This window comes from Kocuria sp. U4B (assembly GCF_054875615.1).
Genome location: NZ_CM142180.1, coordinates 862,872 through 883,060, shown reverse-complemented (window position 1 = coordinate 883,060; position 20,189 = coordinate 862,872). Strand labels below are relative to the sequence as shown.

The window sequence follows — 20,189 nt, the reverse complement described above, 5'->3', positions numbered from 1 at the left end:
GACAGGCCCTGCGTCCGACGGACGCAGGGCCTGTCTCGTGGCCGGGTGCCGCACCGGGGACCATCAGGCCCCGGGCGTCAGCAGGCCCAGCACCTCGTCGTGCAGCAGGCCGTTCGTGGCCAGGGCGTTGCCGCCGAAGGGCCCGGGCTCGCCCTCGAGGGAGGTGAACCGCCCGCCGGCCTCCTCCACGACGGGCACGAGGGCCGCCATGTCGTGCAGGCCCAGCTCGGGCTCGCACGCGATGTCGACGGCCCCCTCGGCGAGGAGGCAGTAGGACCAGAAGTCCCCGTAGGCGCGGGTGCGCCAGACCGAGTCGGTCAGCTCCAGGAAGCGCTCCCGCACCCCTAGGTCGCGCCACCCGGTCAGCGACGAGTAGGACAGGGACGCGTCGGAGAGCTGCCCCACCTGGGAGACGCGGATGCGCTGCGCGTTGGCCAGGGACTTGCCGGTGTACGCTCCCGTGCCGGAGGCCGCCCACCAGCGCCGGCCCAGGGCCGGTGCCGAGACCACGCCGACCACGGGGCGGCCCTCGTCGACGAGCGCGATGAGCGTGGCCCACACGGGCACCCCGCGCACGAAGTTCTTCGTCCCGTCGATGGGGTCGACGACCCACTGCCGGGCCCCGCTGCCCGTGGCCCCGTACTCCTCGCCGATCACGGCGTCCCGGTTGCGCGTGCGCCCCAGCTGGGCGCGGATGAGCTGCTCGGCCTCCCGGTCGGCGTCCGTCACGGGAGTCAGGTCGGGCTTGGTCTCCACCGTGAGGTCCTGGGCCTTGAACCGCCGCATGGTCAGGCGGTCCACGGCGTCGGCCAGGATGTGGGCGAGGCGGAGGTCGTCGGTGTAGTTGCTGGGACTGCGCATTGGACCAACCTACCCCGAACCGCTCCCCGCCCCGGGCGGGCGCCGGTGCGGGGCCGGCCGCCCCGGCCGGTCCGGCCGATCCGTGGTCACTGGACGCCCAGCTCCTTCTCGTCGCGGGTCTCGCCCGCCCGGGCATGGGCGCCCAGCAGCCGGCGCAGGGACGCCAGCCGCGACGCCCCGGCGGAGCCGGCGCGGCCCGTGGCCACCCACTCGTCGAGGGCGCAGCCCGGGGAGTCCTCGGTGTGCCGGCAGCCCTTGGGGCACTCGGCGATGGCCTCGGCCAGCTCGTCGAAGGCCTCGACGATCCGGTCCGGGTCCACGTGGGCGAGACCGAACGAGCGGATCCCCGGGGTGTCGATGATCCACGAGCCCGGGGAGGCGCCCTCGACCTTCAGGGCCAGGGCGGACGACGACGTGTGCCGGCCCCGTCCCGTCACGGCGTTCACCCCGCCCGTGGCCCGGTGGGCGCCCGTGAGCGCGTTGACGAGCGTGGACTTGCCCACGCCCGAGTGGCCCAGCAGCACGGACACGCGCCCGTCGAGCCGCTCCCGCAGCGCCTCCACGAGCCCCGGGTCGAGGGGGAGGGTGCCGCCGTCTCCCGCGGGCGCGGCCCCCGGCGCCGGCCCGGAGACGAGCACGGGCAGCTCCAGCGCGGTGTAGTGGGAGACGAGCTCGGCGGGGTCCCGCAGGTCCGCCTTGGTGATGCACAGCAGCGGCTCGATCCCGGCGTCGTAGGCGGCCACGAGGGAACGGTCGATGAAACCCGTGCGGGGCTCCGGGTTGGCGGCGGCCACGACCACCACGAGCTGGTCGGCGTTGGCCACGACGACCCGCTCCACGGGGTCGTCGTCGTCGGCGCTGCGGCGCAGCACGGTCGAGCGCTCCTCGATCCGCACGAGCCGCGCGAGGGCGTCCGCGCCGCCGCTGACGTCCCCGACGAGGCCCACGAGGTCCCCGGCGACCACGGGCTGGCGGCGCAGCTCCTTGGCCCGCACGGCCACGACGAGCCGCTCCCCGGGGGTGTCCTCGTCCAGCACGGCGGTGTAGCGGCCGCGGTCCACGGTGACGATCCGCCCCGTGACGGCGTCCTCGTGGGCGGGGCGGTCCTTGGTGCGGGGCCGGGAGCCGGACTTGTGCGCCCGGACGCGGACGTCCGACTCGTCCCAGTCCCGGCGCGTGGAGTCCCTACGCGCCACGGCCCGTCCCCACGAGCTCGGCCCACAGCTGCGGGAACTCCGGCAGCGTCTTGGCGGTCGTCGCGATGTCCTCGACGAGCACGTCGCGCACCACGAGACCGACCACCGCGCCGGCCGTGGCCATCCGGTGGTCCTCGTAGCTGTGCCACGTGCCGCGGTGCAGGGTCGCCGGGCGCACGAGGAGCCCGTCCTCGGTCTCCTCCGCGTCCCCGCCGAGCCGGTTGATCTCCGCCACCAGGGCGGCGAGCCGGTCGGTCTCGTGACCGCGCAGGTGCGCGATGCCGCGCAGCCGGGACGGGGTCGTGGCCACGGCGCAGATCGCCGCGACCGTGGGGGCGAGCTCCCCGGCCTCGGAGAGGTCCAGGTCCACGCCGGTGACGACCTCGGGCCCGGTCACGGTGAACGTCCCGTCCGCGAGCTCCACCTGCGCCCCGAAGGCCGGCAGGATGTGCTTCCAGTGGTCCCCGCCCTGGGTGGTGCGCTCCGGCCAGCGGGGCACCGAGACCCGCCCGCCCGTGACGACCGCCGCCGCGAGGAAGGGCCCGGCGTTGGAGAGGTCCTGCTCGATCTCGACGTCGAAGGCCCGGACCGGGCCGGGGGAGACCCGCCACTCGTCCGGCACCGAGTCGTCCACGGCGACCCCCAGCTCCCGGAGCACCTCCACGGTCATCTCCACGTGGGGCATGGAGGGCACGCCGCGGCCGTGCGCGCCGCGGTGGCGCAGCACCAGGCCCTCCTCGAAGCGGGCGCCCGCGAGCAGCAGGGCGGAGACGAACTGGCTGGAGCCGGTCGCGTCGATCGCGAGCTCCCCGCCGCGCACCCCGCCGGTGCCGTGGACCGTGAACGGCAGCCGGCCCCGCCCGTCGTCCTCGACGCGCACGCCGAGCCCCCGCAGGGCCTCGACCACGGGGCCCATGGGACGCACGCGGGCGGCGGGGTCGCCGTCGAAGGTGACGGGCCGGCGCGCCAGCGCCGCGACGGGCGGGACGAAGCGCATCACGGTGCCGGCGAGGCCGCACTCGACGGTGACGGGCTCGGTGGCGTCCCACGGCGCGGGGGTCACCACGAGGTCGGGGCCGAAGTCCCCGGCGCCGGGCACCTCCTCGACCTGCGCCCCGAGGGCGCGCAGGGCCTCGACCATGAGCCGGGAGTCCCTGGAGTGCAGGGGCGAGCGCAGCCGGCACGGGCCGTCCGCGAGGGCGGCGAGCAGCAGGTACCGGTTGGTGAGCGACTTGGAGCCCGGCACCGTCAGCGAGGCGACGACGGGACGGGGACGGACGAACGGAGCCGGCCACAGCTCGTGCTGCTGGGCCGGCTCCGCCGCGTCGGGACGGGTGGTGGGCACGGAGGCCTCCGACGGGTTCACGGTGGTCGGTCCGCCGCCTAGCCGTGCTTGACGGAGTGCTGGATCGTCTTCTCGGCCTTGGCGACCTGCTTCTGGGTGTCCCGGCCCAGCCGGGAGGCGCTCTTGCGCACGTCGCCCGCGAGGTGCTCGGCGCGCCACAGCAGCGAGGGGTTGCCCTCGGTGTCCACGGCGGCGAGCATGACGGCGCCCACGAGGGAGGAGTTCTTGAAGGCGGTGCTGCGCCGCGCGGCCTTCTGCTCCGCGGTGCTCGCCTCGGCGGCGCGGTAGTCGGCGTAGGCGTTGAGCGCGGTCGTGGTGACGAGCACCCCGGCCGAGAGGCGGGGCAGCTTGCCCAGCCCGAAGAGCACGGCCGCGCCGACCTGCGCCGCGGCCAGGCCCTGGGCCACCACGGCGTGGTTCTGCAGCGCGGGCCCGACCTGCGGGAAGGCCTTCGTGGCGGCGGAGATCGCGGGGGCCAGGTGCTGGGCGGCGGACGACGAGCTGCGGAAGCTCTCGACACCGTTGGCGACGTAGCCGGTGGCCAGCAGCGGGCGGGCGATGCGACGGACGATGCTCATGGGGTTCCTCCTCTGCGGCCGGCCAGACCGCGGGGCCGTGCCGGACGGGGCCGGACGGGGCCGGATGGGATCGGACGGGACGGGCGCGGCGGACCGCGCCGCTCGTCCCATCCTAGCCACGGGTCGGCTGCGGCGGGCCAGCCGGGGCCGCGGGTGCGCGGGGAATACGCGGGCCCGTGTCCCCCGTTGTGCCAGGGGAGCACCGACCGGAGTGCGCCCGGACCCCCGGGGGAGAGGAGGCACCATTTCCACCGCCGTGCACGTCCGCGCCCCCGCCCGGGGCCCGGGAACGGTCACCGTAGACTGGTCGGTGATGAACGAGCAGAACCAGCAGGAGGCCGTCCCCGCGCGGACCGAGCCGCCCGTCGACGTCGACACCGAGACCACCGAGGACCGGAAGGCACGCTTCGAGCGGGATGCCATGGAGTACGTGGACCAGCTCTACGCCGCGGCCCTGCGCATGGCCCGCAACCCGGCCGACGCCGAGGACCTCGTGCAGGAGGCCTACACGAAGGCGTTCTCCGCGTTCCACCAGTACAAGCCGGGGACCAACCTCAAGGCGTGGCTGTACCGGATCCTGACGAACACCTACATCAACCTCTACCGCAAGCGCCAGCGGGAGCCGCAGCAGGCGAACACGGACACCGTGGAGGACTGGCAGCTGCACCGCGCCGAGTCCCACACCTCCTCCGGGCTGCGCTCCGCCGAGGTCGAGGCCCTCGACCACCTCCCGGACACCGACGTCAAGCGCGCGCTCCAGGAGCTGCCGGAGGAGTTCCGGCTGGCGGTGTACTTCTCCGACGTGGAGGGCTTCGCCTACAAGGAGATCTCCGAGATCATGGACACCCCGATCGGCACGGTGATGTCCCGCCTGCACCGCGGGCGCAAGCTGCTGCGCGAGAAGCTCGCCGACTACGCCGCGGAGCGCGGCTTCGACACCTCGAAGGCCACCGGGGACAAGAAGGCCGCCGGGGCCAAGAAGAAGGAAAAGGACAAGTAGACATGGCCGACTGCGAGAGCCTCGGAGGCTGCACGGACGAGAGGATCCGCCGGATCTACGAGTACCTCGACGGGGTGCTCCCCGCCCAGGACCTCGACGAGATCCACGGGCACCTCCTCGAGTGCCGGGAGTGCGCCCGCGAGTACGACCTGGAGTGCGTGATCCGCTCGGTGGTCCGCCGCTCCTGCGCGGAGACCGCGCCCGCGGACCTGCGGATCTCCATCCTCGCCCGCCTCCACGACGAGCGCCACGACCCGCCGGCCGCCTGAGCCGCCCGCCCCGCGGCGCCGCGGGGCGCCACCCGCCGGAGACGGAAGGGCCCCGGACCGCTGAGCGGTCCGGGGCCCTTCGTTACGGCGGTGCCGGGTCCTCGGGGGACCTCAGGCGTTGGGGCGCTTGCCGTGGTTGGCGCCGCCCTTGCGGCGGTCCTTGCGCTTGCGTCCGCGCTTGCTCATACGAGCCTCCTGTCTTCCGCGGCCTGTCCGCGGCGGATCGTGGGTGTCGGCGCCCGTTCCCGCGTCAGCGGCGGCCGGACGAGGCACTGCCTGCCATTGTCTCACACGCCCGGCCGTGGCCGCGCCGACGGCCGGGGCGGCCGGCCGCGGCCGCCGGTCACTGGGGCTCGGGCAGGTCCAGCCAGCCGTACCACCCGCGGTGCAGCACGAGCCACGCCATGAGCCCGTAGCCGGCCTGGCCGGGCCGGCCGTGGTTGGCCGCGAGGTCCTTGCGCCACTGCTCGTGGTGCTGCAGGGGGTTGAACGTGTCCACGTAGACGTGGTTGCGCCGGGTCGTGACGTCCGCGTACGCGGCGGAGAGGTCCGCGATGCGACGGTTGCGCTCCGCGTCCAGGGTCGGCGGGGGCCCGACGACGAGCACCCGCACGTTGTGCTGCGAGGCGGTGTCGATGATGTTGGCCATGTTGAGCCGGGAGCGCGCGCTCGTGATGCTCAGGTCGATGTCCAGGGTGGACGGCGCGATGACCAGGCGGTTGTCGTGGCCGGACGCGAAGCGGCGGGCCGCCTCCTCGAACCACCGCTCGTTGAGGGACTCGCTGCCCTCCCCGGGGGCGGAGAGGTTGTAGGCGGAGACGGGGACCACGTGGTGCGGGGTCCGGGCCATGACGCGCCCGAACCAGCCGAGGGCCCGGGGGTCGCCCTCGCCGGCCAGCAGCTCGTCACCGACTGCGACAATTCTGATCCTTCGTTGCTCCACGTCGTTCTTTCTGCTCGGGGGATCGGGACACGAGCGGCGCCGGCCCGTGGGCACGGACCGGCGCCGGACTCGATGGGGGGAGGGCGGGCGGCAGGGGCACGGGCCCCCGCCGCCCGGGGACGGGCTCAGGCCCGCGAGAACGCGCTCTGCACGAGGGTCTCCAGCTCCGCGGTGTGCCGCTTGGCCGAGCCGTTGGCCGGGGAGGCCGACGCCGGGCGGGAGGCCAGGCGCACGGGCCGGTCGAGCTGCGGCACCAGGTTCACGGCCATGAACGGCCAGGCCCCCTGGTTGGCGGGCTCGTCCTGGGCCCAGACGATCCGGGCCTGCGGGTACTTGGAGAGCTCCTCCCGGATCTCCGCGAGCGGCAGCGGGTACAGCTGCTCGACGCGCACGATCGCGGTGGTGCGGTCCTTCTTCTGCTCCCGCATGGCCGCGAGGTCGTAGTAGAGCCGGCCGGAGACCAGCACCACGTCGGTGACCTCGGACCGGTCCAGCCCGGCCTCGTCGGCGATCACGGGGCGGAACGTGCCGCTCGTGAACTCCTCGATCGGGGAGGCGGCCGCCTTCAGGCGCAGCAGCTGCTTGGGCGTGGCCACGATCAGCGGCTTGCGGGGGCGGCTGTAGGCCTGCCGGCGCAGCAGGTGGAAGTGGTTGGCCGGGGTCGAGGGGTTCGCCACGACCATGTTCTTCTCGGCGCACAGCGTGAGGAAGCGCTCGATCCGGGCCGAGGAGTGGTCCGGGCCCTGGCCCTCGAAGCCGTGCGGCAGCAACATGACCAGCGAGGAGCGCTGGCCCCACTTCTGCTCCGCCGAGGAGATGAACTCGTCGACGATCGTCTGCGCGCCGTTGACGAAGTCGCCGAACTGCGCCTCCCACACCGTCAGGGCGTCGGGGCGCTCCACGGAGTAGCCGTACTCGAAGCCCAGCACCCCGTACTCGGACAGCAGCGAGTTGTAGATCGCCAGCCGCGCCTGGTCGCCGGCGAGGTGGTTCAGCGGGGTCCACTCGGCGCCGGTGCCGGCGTCGAAGAACACGGCGTGGCGCTGCGTGAAGGTCCCGCGCCGCACGTCCTGTCCGGACATGCGCACCGGGATGCCCTCCATCAGCAGGGAGCCGAAGGCCATGAGCTCGCCCATGCCCCAGTCCACGCCGCCCTCGCGGGTCATCGCCTCGCGGCGCTCCAGCAGCTTCTGCAGCTTCTTGTGCACCGTGAAGCCCTCGGGGACCTCCACGTGCGCCCGGCCGATGCGGTGGGCGGCGTCCGCGGAGATCGCCGTGGACCGCGGGATCGACACCCCGGAGTCGGCCTGCTGGGCCGAGGGGCGCTCGATGTTCGAGATCGCGGCCGAGTCCCCGGTGACCAGCGGGATGGAGGACGTCTGGGCCTCGTGCGTCTCCGCGAAGACCCGCTCCAGGCGCTCCTGGTAGTCCTTCAGCGCCCGGTCCGCCTCGTCCTGCGTGATGTCGCCGCGGCCCACGAGGTTCTCGGTGTAGATCTTGCGGGTCGAGCGCTTCTGCTCGATGAGGTTGTACATCAGCGGCTGCGTCATCGAGGGGTCGTCGCCCTCGTTGTGCCCGCGCCGGCGGTAGCACACGAGGTCGACGACGACGTCCTTGTGGAAGGCCTGGCGGTAGGCGAACGCCATCTGGCCCACGTGCGTGACGGCCTCGGGGTCGTCGGCGTTGACGTGGAAGACGGGCGCCTGGACGGCCCGCGCGACGTCGGTCGCGTAGGTCGAGGAGCGCGCCGCCGCCGGCGCGGTGGTGAAGCCCACCTGGTTGTTGACGACGACGTGGATGGTGCCGCCCACGGCGTAGCCGGGCAGCTGCGACATCTGGAGCACCTCGGCCACGACGCCCTGGCCGGCGAACGCGGCGTCGCCGTGGACCTGGATCGGCAGCACCGGGAAGGTGCCGTCGCCCTCGGGACCGGCGCCCAGGACGTCGGTCTTGGCGCGGGCGATGCCCTCGATCACCGGGTCGGCCGCCTCCAGGTGGGAGGGGTTGGCCGCGAGGTAGACCTGGGTCTCGTTGCCGTTGTCGGAGGTGAAGGTGCCCTCGGTGCCGAGGTGGTACTTCACGTCGCCGGAGCCCTCGGTGGTGCGCGGGTCCTGGCTGCCCTCGAACTCGCGGAAGACCTGGGCGTAGGACTTGCCGGCGATGTTGGTGAGCACGTTGAGCCGGCCGCGGTGGGCCATGGCGATGCCCACGCCGGCGAGCCCGGCGTCGGCGGCGTCGGAGATGATCTCGTCGAGCAGCGGGATCAGGGACTCGCCGCCCTCGAGGGAGAAGCGCTTCTGGCCCACGTACTTGGTCTGCAGGAACGTCTCGAACGCCTCGGCGGCGTTGAGCCGGCCCAGGATCCGGAACTGCTCCTCGCGGGAGGGCTTCTGGTAGCCGTGCTCGAGCTGGTCCTGGAACCACTCGCGCTCCTCCGGCTCCTGCAGGTGCATGTACTCCACGCCGAGGGTGCGGCAGTAGGCGTCGCGCAGCCGGCCCAGGATGGTGCGCAGGCTCAGCACGGGGGCGCCGCCGAAGCCGCCGGTGGGCCACTCGCGCTCGAGGTCCCACAGCGAGAGCCCGTAGGTGCGGATGTCGAGGTCCGGGTGCTTGCGCATCACGTACTCGAGCGGGTTCGTGTCGGCCATGAGGTGGCCGCGGACCCGGTAGGCGTGGATGAGCTGCTGGATCCGGGCGACCTTGTTGACCTGGATCTCCGGGTTGACCTGGTTGTCCACGGCCCAGCGCACGGGCTCGTAGGGGATCCGCAGGGCCTCGAAGATCTCGTCGTAGAAGTTGTCCTCGCCCAGCAGGTACGACTCGATCAGGCGCAGGAACTCGCCCGAGCCCGCGCCCTGGATGACCCGGTGGTCGTAGGTCGAGGTCAGGGTGATGATCTTCGACACCGCGTGGCGGGCGATGGTCTTGGGGGAGGAGCCCTTGTACTCGGCCGGGTAGTCGAGGGCGCCCACGCCGACGATGCAGGCCTGGCCCTTGGACAGGCGCGGCACGGAGTGGACCGTGCCGATCCCGCCCGGGTTGGTCAGGGACACGGTGGTGCCCTGGTAGTCCTCCATGGTCAGCTCGTTGGTGCGCGCCCGGCGGACGATGTCCTCGTACGCCGTCCAGAACTGCTGGAAGCTCATGGTCTCGGCGCCCTTGATGTTCGGCACCACGAGGTTGCGGGAGCCGTCCTTGTTCGGGATGTCGATCGCGAGCCCGAAGTTCACGTGCGCGGGGTGGATGGCGACCGGCTTGCCGTCCTGCTCGTCGTAGACGACGTTCTGGGACGGGAAGTTCGCGAGCGCCTTGATCACGGCGTAGCCGATCAGGTGCGTGAAGGAGACCTTGCCGCCGCGGTTGCGGGAGAGGTGGCTGTTGATGACGATGCGGTTGTCGATCAGCAGCTTCGCCGGCACGGCGCGCACGGTGGTCGCGGTGGGCACCGTGAGGGACGCGTCCATGTTCGCGGCCACGGCCTTCGCGGGACCGCGCAGCTTCACGACGGTGTCCTCGGCGGGCGCCTTGGGCGCCGCGGCGGCGGCGGCGCGCGGACGGGACGGCTGCGCGGGGATCGGCTTCTTCGCCGAGGTCTCCCCGTGGTCGGTCTCCGGCCGGTTCTCGGCCTTGGCGCCGGACTTCGTGGGGGCCGGAGCGGCCGCCGGCGTCGTGGGCGCGGCCTGCGGGGCGGTGGCCCGGGGAGCGGAGGACGGCTGGGGTGCGGCCGCCTTCGGTGCCGCGGTCTGGGGGGCTGCGGCCGGCGTCGCGGCGGGGGCCTGGGGGGCTGCGGCCCGGGGGGTGGAGGCCTTCGGCGCGGCCTGCGGGGCGGAGGCCTGCTCCGGCGCCGCACCGTCCTCCGCGCTCATCGCCTCGAAGATGGGCCACCACTTCTCGTCCACCGAGTTCCTGTCCGCCTGGTACTTCTCGAACAGTTCGTCGACGAGCCACTCGTTACCTGCGAATTCTTCAGGGATTAGGTGCTGTGGCTGATTTGGCACGGGGAATACGCCTCTTCCATGGTTGATCGCGTGGGGGCCTTCTGCCCGGTCCCCACAGTGTCGGTCCCAGCAGCATCCGGACCCGCCGCCGGTGAACGTCCCGGCCGTCTCCCGCGACGGCTGCCGACGTCGTCCTCCGGACGTGCCGGACGGTCGCCGACCGGGCGCGGCCGTACCTCCGCCCGAGTCTAGTGATCCGCGCCGCGGCATGGCTAGTCGGCGGCCGGGCCCCGCGGCGTCGTGTCGCGGCACCGCGACTACACTGGAGCGGTGCGCTTCCTCAACACCCCCACCGCGGACCTCACCTACAACGACGTCTTCCTCGTCCCGTCGAGCTCCCGGGTCACCTCCCGCTTCGACGTCGACCTGGCCCCGCGCGACGGGACCGGTGCCACCATCCCCCTCGTGGCCGCCAACATGACCGCCGTCACCGGCCGGCGCATGGTGGAGACCCTCGCCCGGCGCGGTGGCCTGGGCATCCTGCCGCAGGACATCCCGCTCGACGTCATCGCCGAGGTGACCCGCTGGGTCAAGGACCGCTCGCCCCGCTTCGAGACCCCCGTGGTGCTCGCGGCCGAGGACACGGTGCACGACGCGCTGGGGATCATGCACAAGCGCCCGCACGGCGCCGTCGTCGTGTGCGGCCCGGGCCGGTCCTACCGGGGGGTGGTGCTCGCCGCGGACTGCGCCGAGGTGGACCGCTTCACCCAGCTCGGCTCCATCATGCGCACCGACGCCCCGGTCTTCTCCGCCGCCGAGGTCCGGGCCGGTGCGGGTGAGGACGTGCTGGAGGCCGCCTACGACCGCCTGGCCCTGACCCGCGCCCACGTCGCGCCCGTGCTCGACGGCGACGAGGTGGTGGGCGTGCTCACCCGCAAGGGCACGGTCCGCTCGACCATCTACACCCCCGCCCTGGACGCGCAGGGCCGGCTGCGCGTCGGGGCCGCGGTGGGCATCAACGGGGACGTCCGCGGCAAGGCGCAGGCCCTCGTGGAGGCGGGGGTGGACGTGCTGGTCGTCGACACCGCCCACGGCCACCAGCGCAAGATGCTGGAGGCCCTCGAGGCGGTCCGCGCCGCGGCCCCGGACGTGCCCGTCGCGGCGGGCAACGTGGTCACCGCCGACGGCGTGCAGGACCTCGTCGACGCCGGCGCGGACATCGTCAAGGTCGGCGTGGGCCCCGGGGCGATGTGCACCACCCGGATGATGACGGCCGTGGGCCGGCCCCAGTTCTCCGCCGTGCTCGAGTGCGCGGAGGCCGCCGCCGCGCTCGGGCGCCACGTCTGGGCCGACGGCGGCGTGAAGCACCCGCGCGACGTCGCCCTCGCCCTCGCGGCCGGCGCGAGCCAGGTGATGATCGGCTCCTGGTTCGCCGGCACCCACGAGGGCCCCGGCGAGCTCAACGTCGACGCCGACGGGCGGGCCTACAAGGAGAGCTTCGGGATGGCCTCGACCCGCGCCGTGCGCGAGCGCACCCGCGCGGAGGGCGCCTTCGCCCGGGCGCGCAAGGGGTTGTTCGAGGAGGGCATCTCCAGCTCCAAGATGTACCTGGACCCCGAGCGCCCCGGGGTCGAGGACCTCGTCGACCACATCACCGCGGGCGTGCGCAGCTCCATGACCTACGCGGGGGCCACGACCCTCGAGCAGTTCGCGGCCCGCGCGGTGATCGGGGTCCAGTCCACGTCCGGCTACGAGGAGGGCCGCGCCCGGCCCGTCAGCTGGTCCTGATCCGCCCGGGCTCCGGTATCCTGGAGCCCTCATGGACTCGTACAGTAGTTGCCGGCCCGGCCGCGGGGCTCCCCGCCGCGGCCCCCGTGCCGGCTCCCCCCAGACCCCCTCCGCCGACCCCCTCCCGGGCCGCGACCCCCACCGGGGGGGCACCGCCTGATGGACTGGCTGCTGCTGGCCGCCGGCCTGCTCCTGATCCTCGGCACCGGCTTCTTCGTGGCCGTGGAGTTCTCCCTCGTGGCCCTCGACCAGGCGACGGTGCGCCGGGCGATCGCCCAGGGCGACCGCGGGGCTGAACCGCTGCTGCGGTGCCTGAAGTCCCTGTCCACCCAGCTCTCGAGCTGCCAGCTGGGCATCACCCTCACCACCCTGCTGACCGGCTACACCCTGGACCTCGCCCTCCAGTCCTTCCTGAGCGGGCCCATCGTGGAGCTCACCGGCCTCTCCGAGGCGGCGGCCGGGGCGGCCACGCTGGCCATCTCCATGCTCCTGTCCACGCTGCTGTCGATGCTGCTGGGCGAGCTCGTGCCGAAGAACTGGGCCATCTCGGAGGCCTACCGGGTGGGCCGCGTGGTCGCCCGCCCCCAGCTCGTGTTCACGGCGGTGTTCAAGCCGTTCGTGCTCGGCCTCAACGGCGTCGCCAACCGGGTGCTGCACGTCTTCGGGATGGAGGCCAAGGAGGAGCTCTCCGGCGCCCGCTCGCCCGAGGAGCTGTCCTCGATGGTGCGCCGCTCGGCGAAGATGGGCACGCTCGACGCGGGCACCGCGACCTTCGTGGCCAAGACCCTCACCTTCGCCGAGCGCACCGCCGCGGACGTGATGACCCCGCGGATCCGCGTGCAGATGCTCGACTCCCACGACCCCGTGGCGGAGGTCGTCGCCGTCGCCTCCCGCACGGGCCACTCCCGCTTCCCGGTGATGGAGGACTCGCCCGACGACGTGCGCGGCGTGGTCCACGTCAAGAAGGCCGTGGCCGTGCCGGCGGAGCGCCGCGCGGCCCTGGAGTGCGGGGCGATCATGGAGGACGTCCTGCGCGTGCCCGAGACCGTCCACCTGGACTCCCTGCTCGTGCAGCTGCGCTCGGGCGGGCTGCAGATGGCCGTCGTCGTCGACGAGTGGGGCGGCACCGCCGGTGTCGTCACGCTCGAGGACCTCGTCGAGGAGGTCGTCGGGGAGGTCGCCGACGAGCACGACCGGCTCAGCCCCGGCGCCCTGCAGTCCGCCACCGGGGAGTGGTACTTCCCCGGCCTGCTGCGCCCCGACGAGGTCTCCGAGCAGATCACCGAGCTCGACATCGAGGACGGGCCCGCCTACGAGACCATGGGCGGGTTCATGATGGACCGGCTCGGCCAGGTGCCCCGGCCCGGGGACGCCGTCCCCGTCAAGGGCGGGGTCCTCGAGGTCCAGCGCATGGACGGGCGACGGGTCGACCGGATCCGGTTCGTGCCCTCGCCGTCCCCGGGCGACGGCGCCCCCGCGACCGAGGAGGAGGCGCGATGAGCGACTGGGCAGGACTGGCCTGGCTCGTGGTGCTGCTGGCCGGCAACGCGTTCTTCGTCGGCGGCGAGTTCGCCGTGATGTCCGCGCGGCGCAGCCAGATCGAGCCGCTCGCCGAGGCCGGCGACAAGCGGGCGCGCACGGCGCTCTACGCCATGGAGCACGTCTCCCTCATGCTGGCCTGCTGCCAGCTGGGCATCACCGTGTGCTCGCTGCTGATCCTCAACATCTCCGAGCCGGCGCTGCACCACGTCGTCTCCGGCCCGCTCGAGCACCTGGGCGTGCCGGCCGAGGTCGCCGACGTCAGCGGCTTCCTCACGGCCCTCGTCGTCGTGACCTTCCTGCACGTGGTCTTCGGCGAGATGGTCCCCAAGAACATGTCCGTCTCCGGCGCGGACCGCGCCGTGCTGCTGCTGGCGCCCCCGCTGGTGCTCGTCTCCCGCGCGGTCAAGCCGGTCATCGCGACCCTGAACTGGTCCGCCAACCACGTCCTGAAGCTCATGGGCATCGAGCCGAAGGACGAGGTCTCCTCCACCTTCACCCTCGACGAGCTGCAGTCCATCGTGGCGGAGTCGACCAAGGAGGGCACCGTCGCCGACGAGACGGGCCTGCTCTCCGGGGCCCTGGAGTTCTCCTCCAAGCGCACCGCCGACGTCATGGTCCCGCTGTCCGAGCTGGTGACCCTGCCCGAGGACGTGTCCCCGGCGGAGGTCGAGAAGGCCGTGGCCCGCACCGGGTTCTCCCGCTTCGCCCTCACCGAGGACGACGGCGAGCTCAACGGCTACCTGCACATCAAGGACGTGCTCTCGATCCCCGAGGGCCGCTACACCGAGCCCGTCCCGGTGACCCGCGTGCGCTCCCTGGCCAACCTGCGCCCGGACATCGAGATCGACGACGCGCTCGCGGCCATGCAGCGCACCGGCTCGCACCTGGCGCGCGTGGTCGACACCGGGGGGCGCACCCTCGGGGTGCTCTTCCTCGAGGACGTCATCGAGGAGCTGGTCGGCGAGATCCGCGACACCACCCAGGACCGCCGCCAGCGCCGCGGGGACCGGGTCGACACCTCGGAGCCGCCGCGCTGAGCCCGCGCCCGCGCCCCGCCCGGCCCGCCACGGACGTCCTCCGCGGCGGGCCGCCGCGTTGTCGGGGGAGGGGCCGGTTGGTACCATGAACGACGCAAATGAAAATCATTCTCAACGGGGAACGGGGTTCCCCACGTCCCGCGGACGGCCCGGACCGGGCGCGGCCGCGTAGAAACGGATCCACCATGCCCGTACCTGCTCCCGCCGCGCGCCGGCACCGTCCCGGCCGGGCCGCCGCGCTCGCCGGCGCCGCCCTGCTCGGCCTGACCGCGTGCTCGGCTGGGGACGCCCCGACCGGCGCGGACGCCGGGACCGGGGAGGCCCTCACCGTCGTGACCACCACCACGGTCTACGCGGACGTGGTCCGGGAGGTGGGCGGGGACGCCGTCGTCGCCGACCCCGTCATCGACTCGACGGCCCAGGACCCCCACTCCTACGAGGCCACCGCCCAGGACCGGCTCGCCGTCCGGGACGCGGACCTCGTCGTGCTCAACGGCGGCGGCTACGACCCCTTCATGGAGGACCTGGCGGCCGGGGGAGAGGCCCCGGTGCTCCACGCCGTCGAGGCCGCCGGGCTGGAGACCGCCCCCGCGGAGCCGGCGGAGGCCCCCCACGAGGGCCACGAGCACGAGGGCCACGAGCACACGGGGACCAACGAGCACGTCTGGTACGACCTCGACGCGATGGGCGGCGTGGCCGGCGCGGTTGCCGACCGCCTGGCCGAGCTGGACCCGGGCTCCGCCGACGCGTACCGCGCCAACGCCGAGGCGTTCGCCGGGGAGCTCGCGGCCCTGAAGGAGCGCCTGGCCGCGGCACCGGCCGACAACGCGGCCTTCGTGGCGACCGAGCCGGTGGCCGCGTACCTGCTCGAGGACGCCGGTCTGCACGACGACACCCCCGTCGAGTTCACCGCCGCGGTCGAGAACGGTACGGACGTGCCCCCGCTGGTGCTGCGGGACGTGCGCGAGGAGCTCGAGAGCGGCCACGTGCAGCTGCTCGCGTTCAACGCCCAGACGGCCTCGGGCCAGACCGAGCAGCTGCGCGACGACGCCCGGGCCGCCGGAGCCGCCGTGGTGGAGTTCACCGAGACCCTGCCCGAGGGCAGCAGCTATCTGGAGTGGATGGACCGCAACGTCACCGAGGTGCACGACGCCCTCGCGGCCCTGCGCGCGACGAGCACCGCGACGAGCACCGCGTCGGCCGCCGCGTGAGCGCCGCGCCCCGCCCGTCCGCCCCGGGACGGGCCGACGCCGCGCCGGTCGTCTCCCTGCGCGGGGCCGCCCTGGCGTTCGGCGACCGCGTGCTGTGGGACGGGCTCGACCTGGACATCCACGCCGGGGAGTACTTCGCCGTCCTCGGCGGCAACGGCACCGGCAAGACGAGCTTCCTCAAGGTCCTGCTGGGCCTGCTCCCGCTGAGCGCGGGGACCGCCGAGATCCTGGGGGAGCCGCCCCGCCGCGGCTCCGGGCGGATCGGCTACGTGCCCCAGCAGCGGTCCTTCGCCGCGGCCACCCCGCTGCGCGCCCGGGACCTCGTGGGCCTGGGCGTCGACGGGCACCGCTGGGGCGTGCGGCTGCGCACCCGCGCGCACCGCCGGCGCGTCGACGAGCTGCTGGAGCTCGTCGGCGCGGGCTCCTACGCCGACGCCCCGGTGGGCGCGCTCTCCGGCGGCGAGCAGCAGCGGCTGCGGGTCGCCCAGTCGATCGCGGCCGACCCCCGGCTGCTGCTGTGCGACGAGGCCCTGCTGTCCCTGGACCTGCACCACCAGCACGCCGTCAGCGGGCTCGTGGACGAGCAGCGGCGCCGCACCGGCGCGGCCGTCGTGTTCGTCACCCACGAGATCAACCCGATCATCGACCACGTCGACCGGATCCTGTACCTCGCCGGCGGGCGGTTCCGGATCGGCACCCCGGACGAGGTGCTGCGCAGCGACGTCCTCTCCGAGCTCTACGCCACCCGCATCGACGTGGTGCGCACCGGCGGGCGCGTCGTCGTCGTCGGCCACCCCGACAGCTCCCACCACACGGACGAGGACCAGGAGGTGGCCCTGTGAGCGCGCTGCTGCCCGCCGCCGTGGACTGGGGGCACCTCGTCTCCTCGGTCTTCGTCTTCGAGGACTACGGCGAGCTGCTCGTCCTGCTCAGCAGCTCCCTGTGGGCGGGTGCCCTGCTCGGGCTCGTGGGCGGGGTGGTCGGCACGTTCGTCATGATGCGCGACCTCGCGTTCTCCGTGCACGGGATCGCCGAGCTGTCCTTCGCCGGGGCCGCCGCGGCCCTGCTCGTCGGTGCGGACGTCGTGACCGGCTCCCTCGTGGGCTCCGTCCTGGCCGCCCTCATCATGGGCGTGATGGGCCTGCGCGCCCGCGAGGCCAACTCGGTGGTGGGCGTGCTGATGCCCTTCGGCCTGGGCCTGGGCATCCTGTTCCTGTCCCTGTACCAGGGGCGCTCGGCGAACAAGTTCTCGTTGCTCACCGGCCAGATCGTCTCCGTGGACACCGTCCAGCTGACCAGCATGGCCGTGCTCTCCGCCGTCGTGCTCGTGGGGCTCGTGGCGATGTGGCGGCCGCTGACCTTCGCGAGCGCGGACCCGGCCGTCGCCCGGGCGAAGGGCCTGCCCGTGCGCGGGCTGTCGATCGCCTTCATGGTCCTGCTGGGCGTCGCGGTGGCCCTGTCCGTGCAGGTCGTGGGCGCCCTGCTGGTGCTGGCCCTGCTCATCACCCCCGCGGCCGCCGCCATGAACCTCACCGCCTCCCCGGTGCGGATCGTGGTGCTCTCCGTGGTCTTCGCGGAGCTGGCCATGGTGGGCGGGATCCTGCTGGCCCTGGGCGGGTCCCTGCCCATCAGCCCCTACGTCACGACGATCTCGTTCCTGTTCTGGATCGGCTCGCGGGCGGCGGCGGCCGTGCGCACCCGCCGCTGAGCCGGGAGCGAGCCCCGGGGACGCTCAGGCGAGGACGCGCACCGCGGCCGGCACGACGTCGACCCGCACGGGCAGCGGGCCCAGCCGCTCCCCGTCCGCGTAGGCCGTCACGCCCGCGGCGTCCACCCGCACCGAGCGCACGCGCTCGGTGCGCACGGGCTCGAGGCCCACGTGCCGGCCGGTGAACAGCGTCGGGAACAGCCGCAGGAGGCGGGCGCGCCCGAGCGGGGCCACGGTGAACAGCTCCAGCAGCCCGTCGTCGGCTCGGGCGGCGGGCACGATCCGCAGCCCCCCGCCGATCGAGGACGTGTTCGCCACGTTGAGGAGCATCCCGTCGCGCTCCTCCGCGCGGGCCCGTCCCGCGGCGTCCACGACCTCCAGCCGGTAGTGCAGGGTGCGCAGCCGCACCAGCTCCACGAGCACGGCGACGAGGTACTTGCCCGGCCCGTGCCCGCCGAGCCGGCGCCACCGGTTCGCGCGCTCGTTGACGGCGGCGTCGAAGCCGGCGCACAGGGCCGTGGCGAAGTGGACGGTGCGCCCGTTCGAGAAGCGGGCCCGCCCCACGTCCAGCCGGCGGGGGGCCGCCTCGTCGAGCCGGCGCAGGATCCGCCCGGCCGCCGCCTCCGGGTCCCGGGCCGGGACGCCCAGGTGGCGGGCGAGGTCGTTGCCGGTCCCGCAGGGCACGACGCCCAGGGGCACCGCGACGCCCTGCTCGGCGAGCTCCAGGAGCACGCCGAGGGCGGCCTGGACCAGTCCGTCCCCGCCCACGGCCACGAGGGCCCGGGCCGACCGGCCGGAGGCGCGCAGGCTCTCGCGCACCAGCGCGAGGAGCGCGGCGAGGTCCGGGGCGCAGAGCACCACGGCGTCGTCCCCGCCGGTGCGCAGCACCTCCGCCGCCCGGTGCGCCTGCGCCACGGCCTCGCCGCGCCCGGCGCGGGGGTTCACGGCCAGGAAGAACGTCCCGGCGGGCGGCTGGGTGCGGGGCCCGTCAGTCACCGGTGGCCCGCAGGCCGCACGCGGAGCACAGGCCCGTGATCTCGACGGTGTGGTCCACCTGGGTGAAGCCGTGGGCGGCGGCGGTGCGCCCGGCCCACTCCTCGACGGCGGGGGCCTCCAGCTCCACGGTCGCCCCGCAGCGGCGGCACACGAGGTGGTGGTGGTGGTGCTCGGCGGCGCAGCGCCGGTAGATCGCCTCGCCGTCGTCGCTGCGCAGGACGTCGAGTTCCCCGAGCTCGCACATCGACTGCAGGATCCGGTAGGTGGTCGCCAGGGACACGGACTCGCCGCGGTCTCGGAGCAGGGCGTGCAGCTCCTGCGTCGAGATGAAGTCCTCCCGGCCCGCCAGGGCGTCGGCCACGGCGCGGCGCTGCCGGGTGTTGCGGACCTCGCCCGGGCCGCGCCCGGAAGTTCTCACGCTCACGCCTCGTCCTCTCCTCGGGCCCCGCGCCGGTGCACGGGCTCCCAGCTTAACAAGGCGGCGCCCGACACGTCCCCGGCCCGGCCCGCCCCGGCAGGCGGGGCCGGCCGGGCCGCGGGCTAGGCTGAGCCCCATGGAGCTGACCAAGTACACCCACTCGTGCGTGCGGCTGGAGAACGAGGGCCGGGTCCTCGTCCTCGACCCGGGCACGTTCTCGGAGGTGGGGGAGGCGCTGGAGGGCGCCGACTACCTGCTCGTCACCCACGTCCACCCGGACCACCTCGACCCCGAGCGGGTGCACGCCCACCTGCGCGCGCACCCGGGGACCGTGGTCTACGCCCCGGCCTCCGTGGCGGCCGGGCTGCGGGAGGAGCTGGGGGAGGGTTTCGCGATCCACGACGCCGAGGCCGAGAGCGCGATCGAGCTCGAGGGGTTCTCCGTGCGCACCTTCGGGGGCCAGCACGCCCTGATCCACTCGCTGATCCGCACCGTGGACAACATCGGCTACCTGGTCAACGAGACCGTCTACCACCCGGGCGACTCGCTGGTGGTCCCGCACGGGCTCTCCGCCCCCGTGCTGCTCGCGCCGATCCACGCCCCGTGGAACAAGATGGCCGAGGTGATCGACTTCGTCGTCGCCGTGCGCCCGCAGCGCGTCTTCCAGATCCACGACGCCCTGCTCTCGGAGCACGGCTACGGCGTCCTGGAGAAGCAGATCACCGCGTTCGCCGCGAAGTACGGGGCCGAGTTCCGGCACCTGCGCCCCCGGGAGACCGTGGCCCTCTGACGCCCGCGGAGCCAGCCCCGCCCGCAGCAGGAGCCCGGTGGACCAGACCGCCCGACCACCAGACAGACCGAGCACCGGACGCCCGAGCACCAGACAGACCGGGCACCAGAGAGGGAGCATCCATGAGCACCGTCTTCACGAGAATCATCGCGGGGGAGATCCCGGGCCGCTTCGTGTGGCGGGACGAGCGCGCCGTGGCGTTCCTGTCCATCGACCCCCTCGCCCAGGGCCACACCCTCGTGGTCCCGCGCGAGGAGTACGACCACTGGATCGACCTGCCGGAGGACCTCGCCGCCCACCTCATGCTGGTCGCCCAGCGGATCGGGAAGGCCGTCGACGCCGTGTGGCGCCCGGCGCGCGTGGGCCAGATGATCCAGGGCTTCGAGGTCCCGCACACCCACGTGCACGTGTGGCCGGCCGACTCGATCGAGCAGTTCCAGTTCGCCAACGCCCTGCGGGACCCGGACCCGGCCTGGATGGACGAGGCTGCCGAGCGGATCCGGGCGGCCCTCACCGACGCCGGGCACGGGGCCCACGTCCCGCAGGGCTGAGCCGGCCGGGGCCCCCGG

The 20,189-nt window shown here is 73.9% G+C and carries 19 protein-coding genes; 10 read left to right on the top strand and 9 right to left on the bottom strand.

Features of this window, described 5'->3' with window-relative positions:
- Nucleotides 1-63 precede the first annotated feature (63 nt).
- The 4 genes from hisN to ACYSMR_RS04115 form a co-directional block, all read right to left on the bottom strand.
- The gene (gene hisN, locus ACYSMR_RS04130) at nucleotides 64-861 is read right to left on the bottom strand and encodes a histidinol-phosphatase (protein WP_251332026.1); all 798 of its coding nucleotides are present in this window, start codon (nucleotides 859-861) and stop codon (nucleotides 64-66) included.
- A gap of 86 nt (nucleotides 862-947) precedes the next feature.
- On the bottom strand, nucleotides 948-2,057 hold the full coding sequence (gene rsgA, locus ACYSMR_RS04125) for a ribosome small subunit-dependent GTPase A (RefSeq protein ID WP_461747451.1): 1,110 nt from the start codon (nucleotides 2,055-2,057) through the stop codon (nucleotides 948-950).
- Nucleotides 2,047-3,423, bottom strand: a complete 1,377-nt coding sequence (gene aroA, locus ACYSMR_RS04120; protein WP_461747450.1) for a 3-phosphoshikimate 1-carboxyvinyltransferase — start codon at nucleotides 3,421-3,423, stop codon at nucleotides 2,047-2,049. Before aroA ends, rsgA begins: the two co-directional genes overlap by 11 nt.
- A gap of 17 nt (nucleotides 3,424-3,440) precedes the next feature.
- Nucleotides 3,441-3,980 carry a DoxX family membrane protein gene (locus tag ACYSMR_RS04115; protein ID WP_251332023.1) on the bottom strand — a complete coding sequence of 180 codons (540 nt, stop codon included), beginning with the start codon at nucleotides 3,978-3,980 and terminating at the stop codon, nucleotides 3,441-3,443.
- A 313-nt stretch (nucleotides 3,981-4,293) separates the two neighbouring features.
- Here ACYSMR_RS04115 and ACYSMR_RS04110 point away from each other — a divergent pair, with 313 nt between their 5' ends.
- Both ACYSMR_RS04110 and rsrA read left to right on the top strand, forming a co-directional pair.
- Nucleotides 4,294-4,980 carry a sigma-70 family RNA polymerase sigma factor gene (locus ACYSMR_RS04110; protein ID WP_309125103.1) on the top strand — a complete coding sequence of 229 codons (687 nt, stop codon included), beginning with the start codon at nucleotides 4,294-4,296 and terminating at the stop codon, nucleotides 4,978-4,980.
- 2 nt (nucleotides 4,981-4,982) lie between these two features.
- Nucleotides 4,983-5,249: a mycothiol system anti-sigma-R factor gene (rsrA, locus tag ACYSMR_RS04105; RefSeq protein ID WP_251332021.1), complete on the top strand. Its 267-nt coding sequence runs from the start codon at nucleotides 4,983-4,985 to the stop codon at nucleotides 5,247-5,249.
- A 111-nt stretch (nucleotides 5,250-5,360) separates the two neighbouring features.
- Here the strand turns inward: rsrA and ACYSMR_RS04100 are convergent, their stop codons facing one another.
- The 3 genes from ACYSMR_RS04100 to ACYSMR_RS04090 all read right to left on the bottom strand — a co-directional run bounded on the left by ACYSMR_RS04100 (nucleotide 5,361) and on the right by ACYSMR_RS04090 (nucleotide 10,190).
- On the bottom strand, nucleotides 5,361-5,435 hold the full coding sequence (locus ACYSMR_RS04100; RefSeq protein ID WP_095343185.1) for a 50S ribosomal protein bL37: 75 nt from the start codon (nucleotides 5,433-5,435) through the stop codon (nucleotides 5,361-5,363).
- Nucleotides 5,436-5,592: 157 nt separating this feature from the next.
- Nucleotides 5,593-6,192 carry a GDSL-type esterase/lipase family protein gene (locus ACYSMR_RS04095; RefSeq protein ID WP_251332020.1) on the bottom strand — a complete coding sequence of 200 codons (600 nt, stop codon included), beginning with the start codon at nucleotides 6,190-6,192 and terminating at the stop codon, nucleotides 5,593-5,595.
- Between the two features lie 125 nt (nucleotides 6,193-6,317).
- Nucleotides 6,318-10,190 (bottom strand): multifunctional oxoglutarate decarboxylase/oxoglutarate dehydrogenase thiamine pyrophosphate-binding subunit/dihydrolipoyllysine-residue succinyltransferase subunit, encoded by a 3,873-nt coding sequence (locus ACYSMR_RS04090; RefSeq protein WP_461747449.1) that lies wholly within the window; start codon nucleotides 10,188-10,190, stop codon nucleotides 6,318-6,320.
- Nucleotides 10,191-10,460: 270 nt separating this feature from the next.
- On the opposite strand from ACYSMR_RS04090, the gene guaB1 reads away from it, so the two are divergent.
- The 6 genes from guaB1 to ACYSMR_RS04060 all read left to right on the top strand — a co-directional run bounded on the left by guaB1 (nucleotide 10,461) and on the right by ACYSMR_RS04060 (nucleotide 17,416).
- Nucleotides 10,461-11,918, top strand: a complete 1,458-nt coding sequence (guaB1, locus tag ACYSMR_RS04085) for a GMP reductase (protein ID WP_309125105.1) — start codon at nucleotides 10,461-10,463, stop codon at nucleotides 11,916-11,918.
- A 159-nt stretch (nucleotides 11,919-12,077) separates the two neighbouring features.
- Nucleotides 12,078-13,418, top strand: a complete 1,341-nt coding sequence (locus ACYSMR_RS04080; protein ID WP_251332017.1) for a hemolysin family protein — start codon at nucleotides 12,078-12,080, stop codon at nucleotides 13,416-13,418.
- Nucleotides 13,415-14,497, top strand: coding sequence for a hemolysin family protein (locus tag ACYSMR_RS04075; RefSeq protein ID WP_251332016.1), 1,083 nt, complete (start codon nucleotides 13,415-13,417; stop codon nucleotides 14,495-14,497). The genes ACYSMR_RS04080 and ACYSMR_RS04075 overlap by 4 nt, the downstream gene beginning before the upstream one ends.
- A 185-nt stretch (nucleotides 14,498-14,682) precedes the next feature.
- Nucleotides 14,683-15,708, top strand: a complete 1,026-nt coding sequence (locus ACYSMR_RS04070) for a metal ABC transporter solute-binding protein, Zn/Mn family (protein ID WP_251332015.1) — start codon at nucleotides 14,683-14,685, stop codon at nucleotides 15,706-15,708.
- The gene (locus tag ACYSMR_RS04065; RefSeq protein ID WP_461747448.1) at nucleotides 15,705-16,550 is read left to right on the top strand and encodes a metal ABC transporter ATP-binding protein; all 846 of its coding nucleotides are present in this window, start codon (nucleotides 15,705-15,707) and stop codon (nucleotides 16,548-16,550) included. The genes ACYSMR_RS04070 and ACYSMR_RS04065 overlap by 4 nt, the downstream gene beginning before the upstream one ends.
- A 20-nt stretch (nucleotides 16,551-16,570) precedes the next feature.
- A complete protein-coding gene (locus tag ACYSMR_RS04060) occupies nucleotides 16,571-17,416 on the top strand; it encodes a metal ABC transporter permease (protein ID WP_374238454.1) in 846 nt (281 codons plus the stop codon).
- Between the two features lie 24 nt (nucleotides 17,417-17,440).
- Here the strand turns inward: ACYSMR_RS04060 and ACYSMR_RS04055 are convergent, their stop codons facing one another.
- Both ACYSMR_RS04055 and ACYSMR_RS04050 read right to left on the bottom strand, forming a co-directional pair.
- On the bottom strand, nucleotides 17,441-18,412 hold the full coding sequence (locus tag ACYSMR_RS04055; protein ID WP_461747447.1) for a diacylglycerol kinase family protein: 972 nt from the start codon (nucleotides 18,410-18,412) through the stop codon (nucleotides 17,441-17,443).
- On the bottom strand, nucleotides 18,405-18,836 hold the full coding sequence (locus ACYSMR_RS04050) for a Fur family transcriptional regulator (protein ID WP_461747446.1): 432 nt from the start codon (nucleotides 18,834-18,836) through the stop codon (nucleotides 18,405-18,407). Before ACYSMR_RS04050 ends, ACYSMR_RS04055 begins: the two co-directional genes overlap by 8 nt.
- A 130-nt stretch (nucleotides 18,837-18,966) precedes the next feature.
- On the opposite strand from ACYSMR_RS04050, the gene ACYSMR_RS04045 reads away from it, so the two are divergent.
- Together ACYSMR_RS04045 and ACYSMR_RS04040 are read left to right on the top strand one after the other, a co-directional pair.
- Nucleotides 18,967-19,620, top strand: a complete 654-nt coding sequence (locus ACYSMR_RS04045) for an MBL fold metallo-hydrolase (RefSeq protein WP_309125109.1) — start codon at nucleotides 18,967-18,969, stop codon at nucleotides 19,618-19,620.
- Nucleotides 19,621-19,742: 122 nt separating this feature from the next.
- Nucleotides 19,743-20,171 carry an HIT family protein gene (locus tag ACYSMR_RS04040; RefSeq protein WP_251332010.1) on the top strand — a complete coding sequence of 143 codons (429 nt, stop codon included), beginning with the start codon at nucleotides 19,743-19,745 and terminating at the stop codon, nucleotides 20,169-20,171.
- Nucleotides 20,172-20,189 lie beyond the last annotated feature (18 nt).

Coding starts and splice junctions, on each gene's coding strand:
- ACYSMR_RS04040 (WP_251332010.1), top strand. CDS start 19,743: ATGAGCACCGTCTTCACGAGAATCATCGCGGGGGAGATCCCGGGCCGC.
- ACYSMR_RS04045 (WP_309125109.1), top strand. CDS start 18,967: ATGGAGCTGACCAAGTACACCCACTCGTGCGTGCGGCTGGAGAACGAG.
- rsrA (WP_251332021.1), top strand. CDS start 4,983: ATGGCCGACTGCGAGAGCCTCGGAGGCTGCACGGACGAGAGGATCCGC.
- ACYSMR_RS04075 (WP_251332016.1), top strand. CDS start 13,415: ATGAGCGACTGGGCAGGACTGGCCTGGCTCGTGGTGCTGCTGGCCGGC.
- hisN (WP_251332026.1), bottom strand. CDS start 861: ATGCGCAGTCCCAGCAACTACACCGACGACCTCCGCCTCGCCCACATC.
- ACYSMR_RS04080 (WP_251332017.1), top strand. CDS start 12,078: ATGGACTGGCTGCTGCTGGCCGCCGGCCTGCTCCTGATCCTCGGCACC.
- ACYSMR_RS04115 (WP_251332023.1), bottom strand. CDS start 3,980: ATGAGCATCGTCCGTCGCATCGCCCGCCCGCTGCTGGCCACCGGCTAC.
- ACYSMR_RS04070 (WP_251332015.1), top strand. CDS start 14,683: ATGCCCGTACCTGCTCCCGCCGCGCGCCGGCACCGTCCCGGCCGGGCC.
- ACYSMR_RS04110 (WP_309125103.1), top strand. CDS start 4,294: ATGAACGAGCAGAACCAGCAGGAGGCCGTCCCCGCGCGGACCGAGCCG.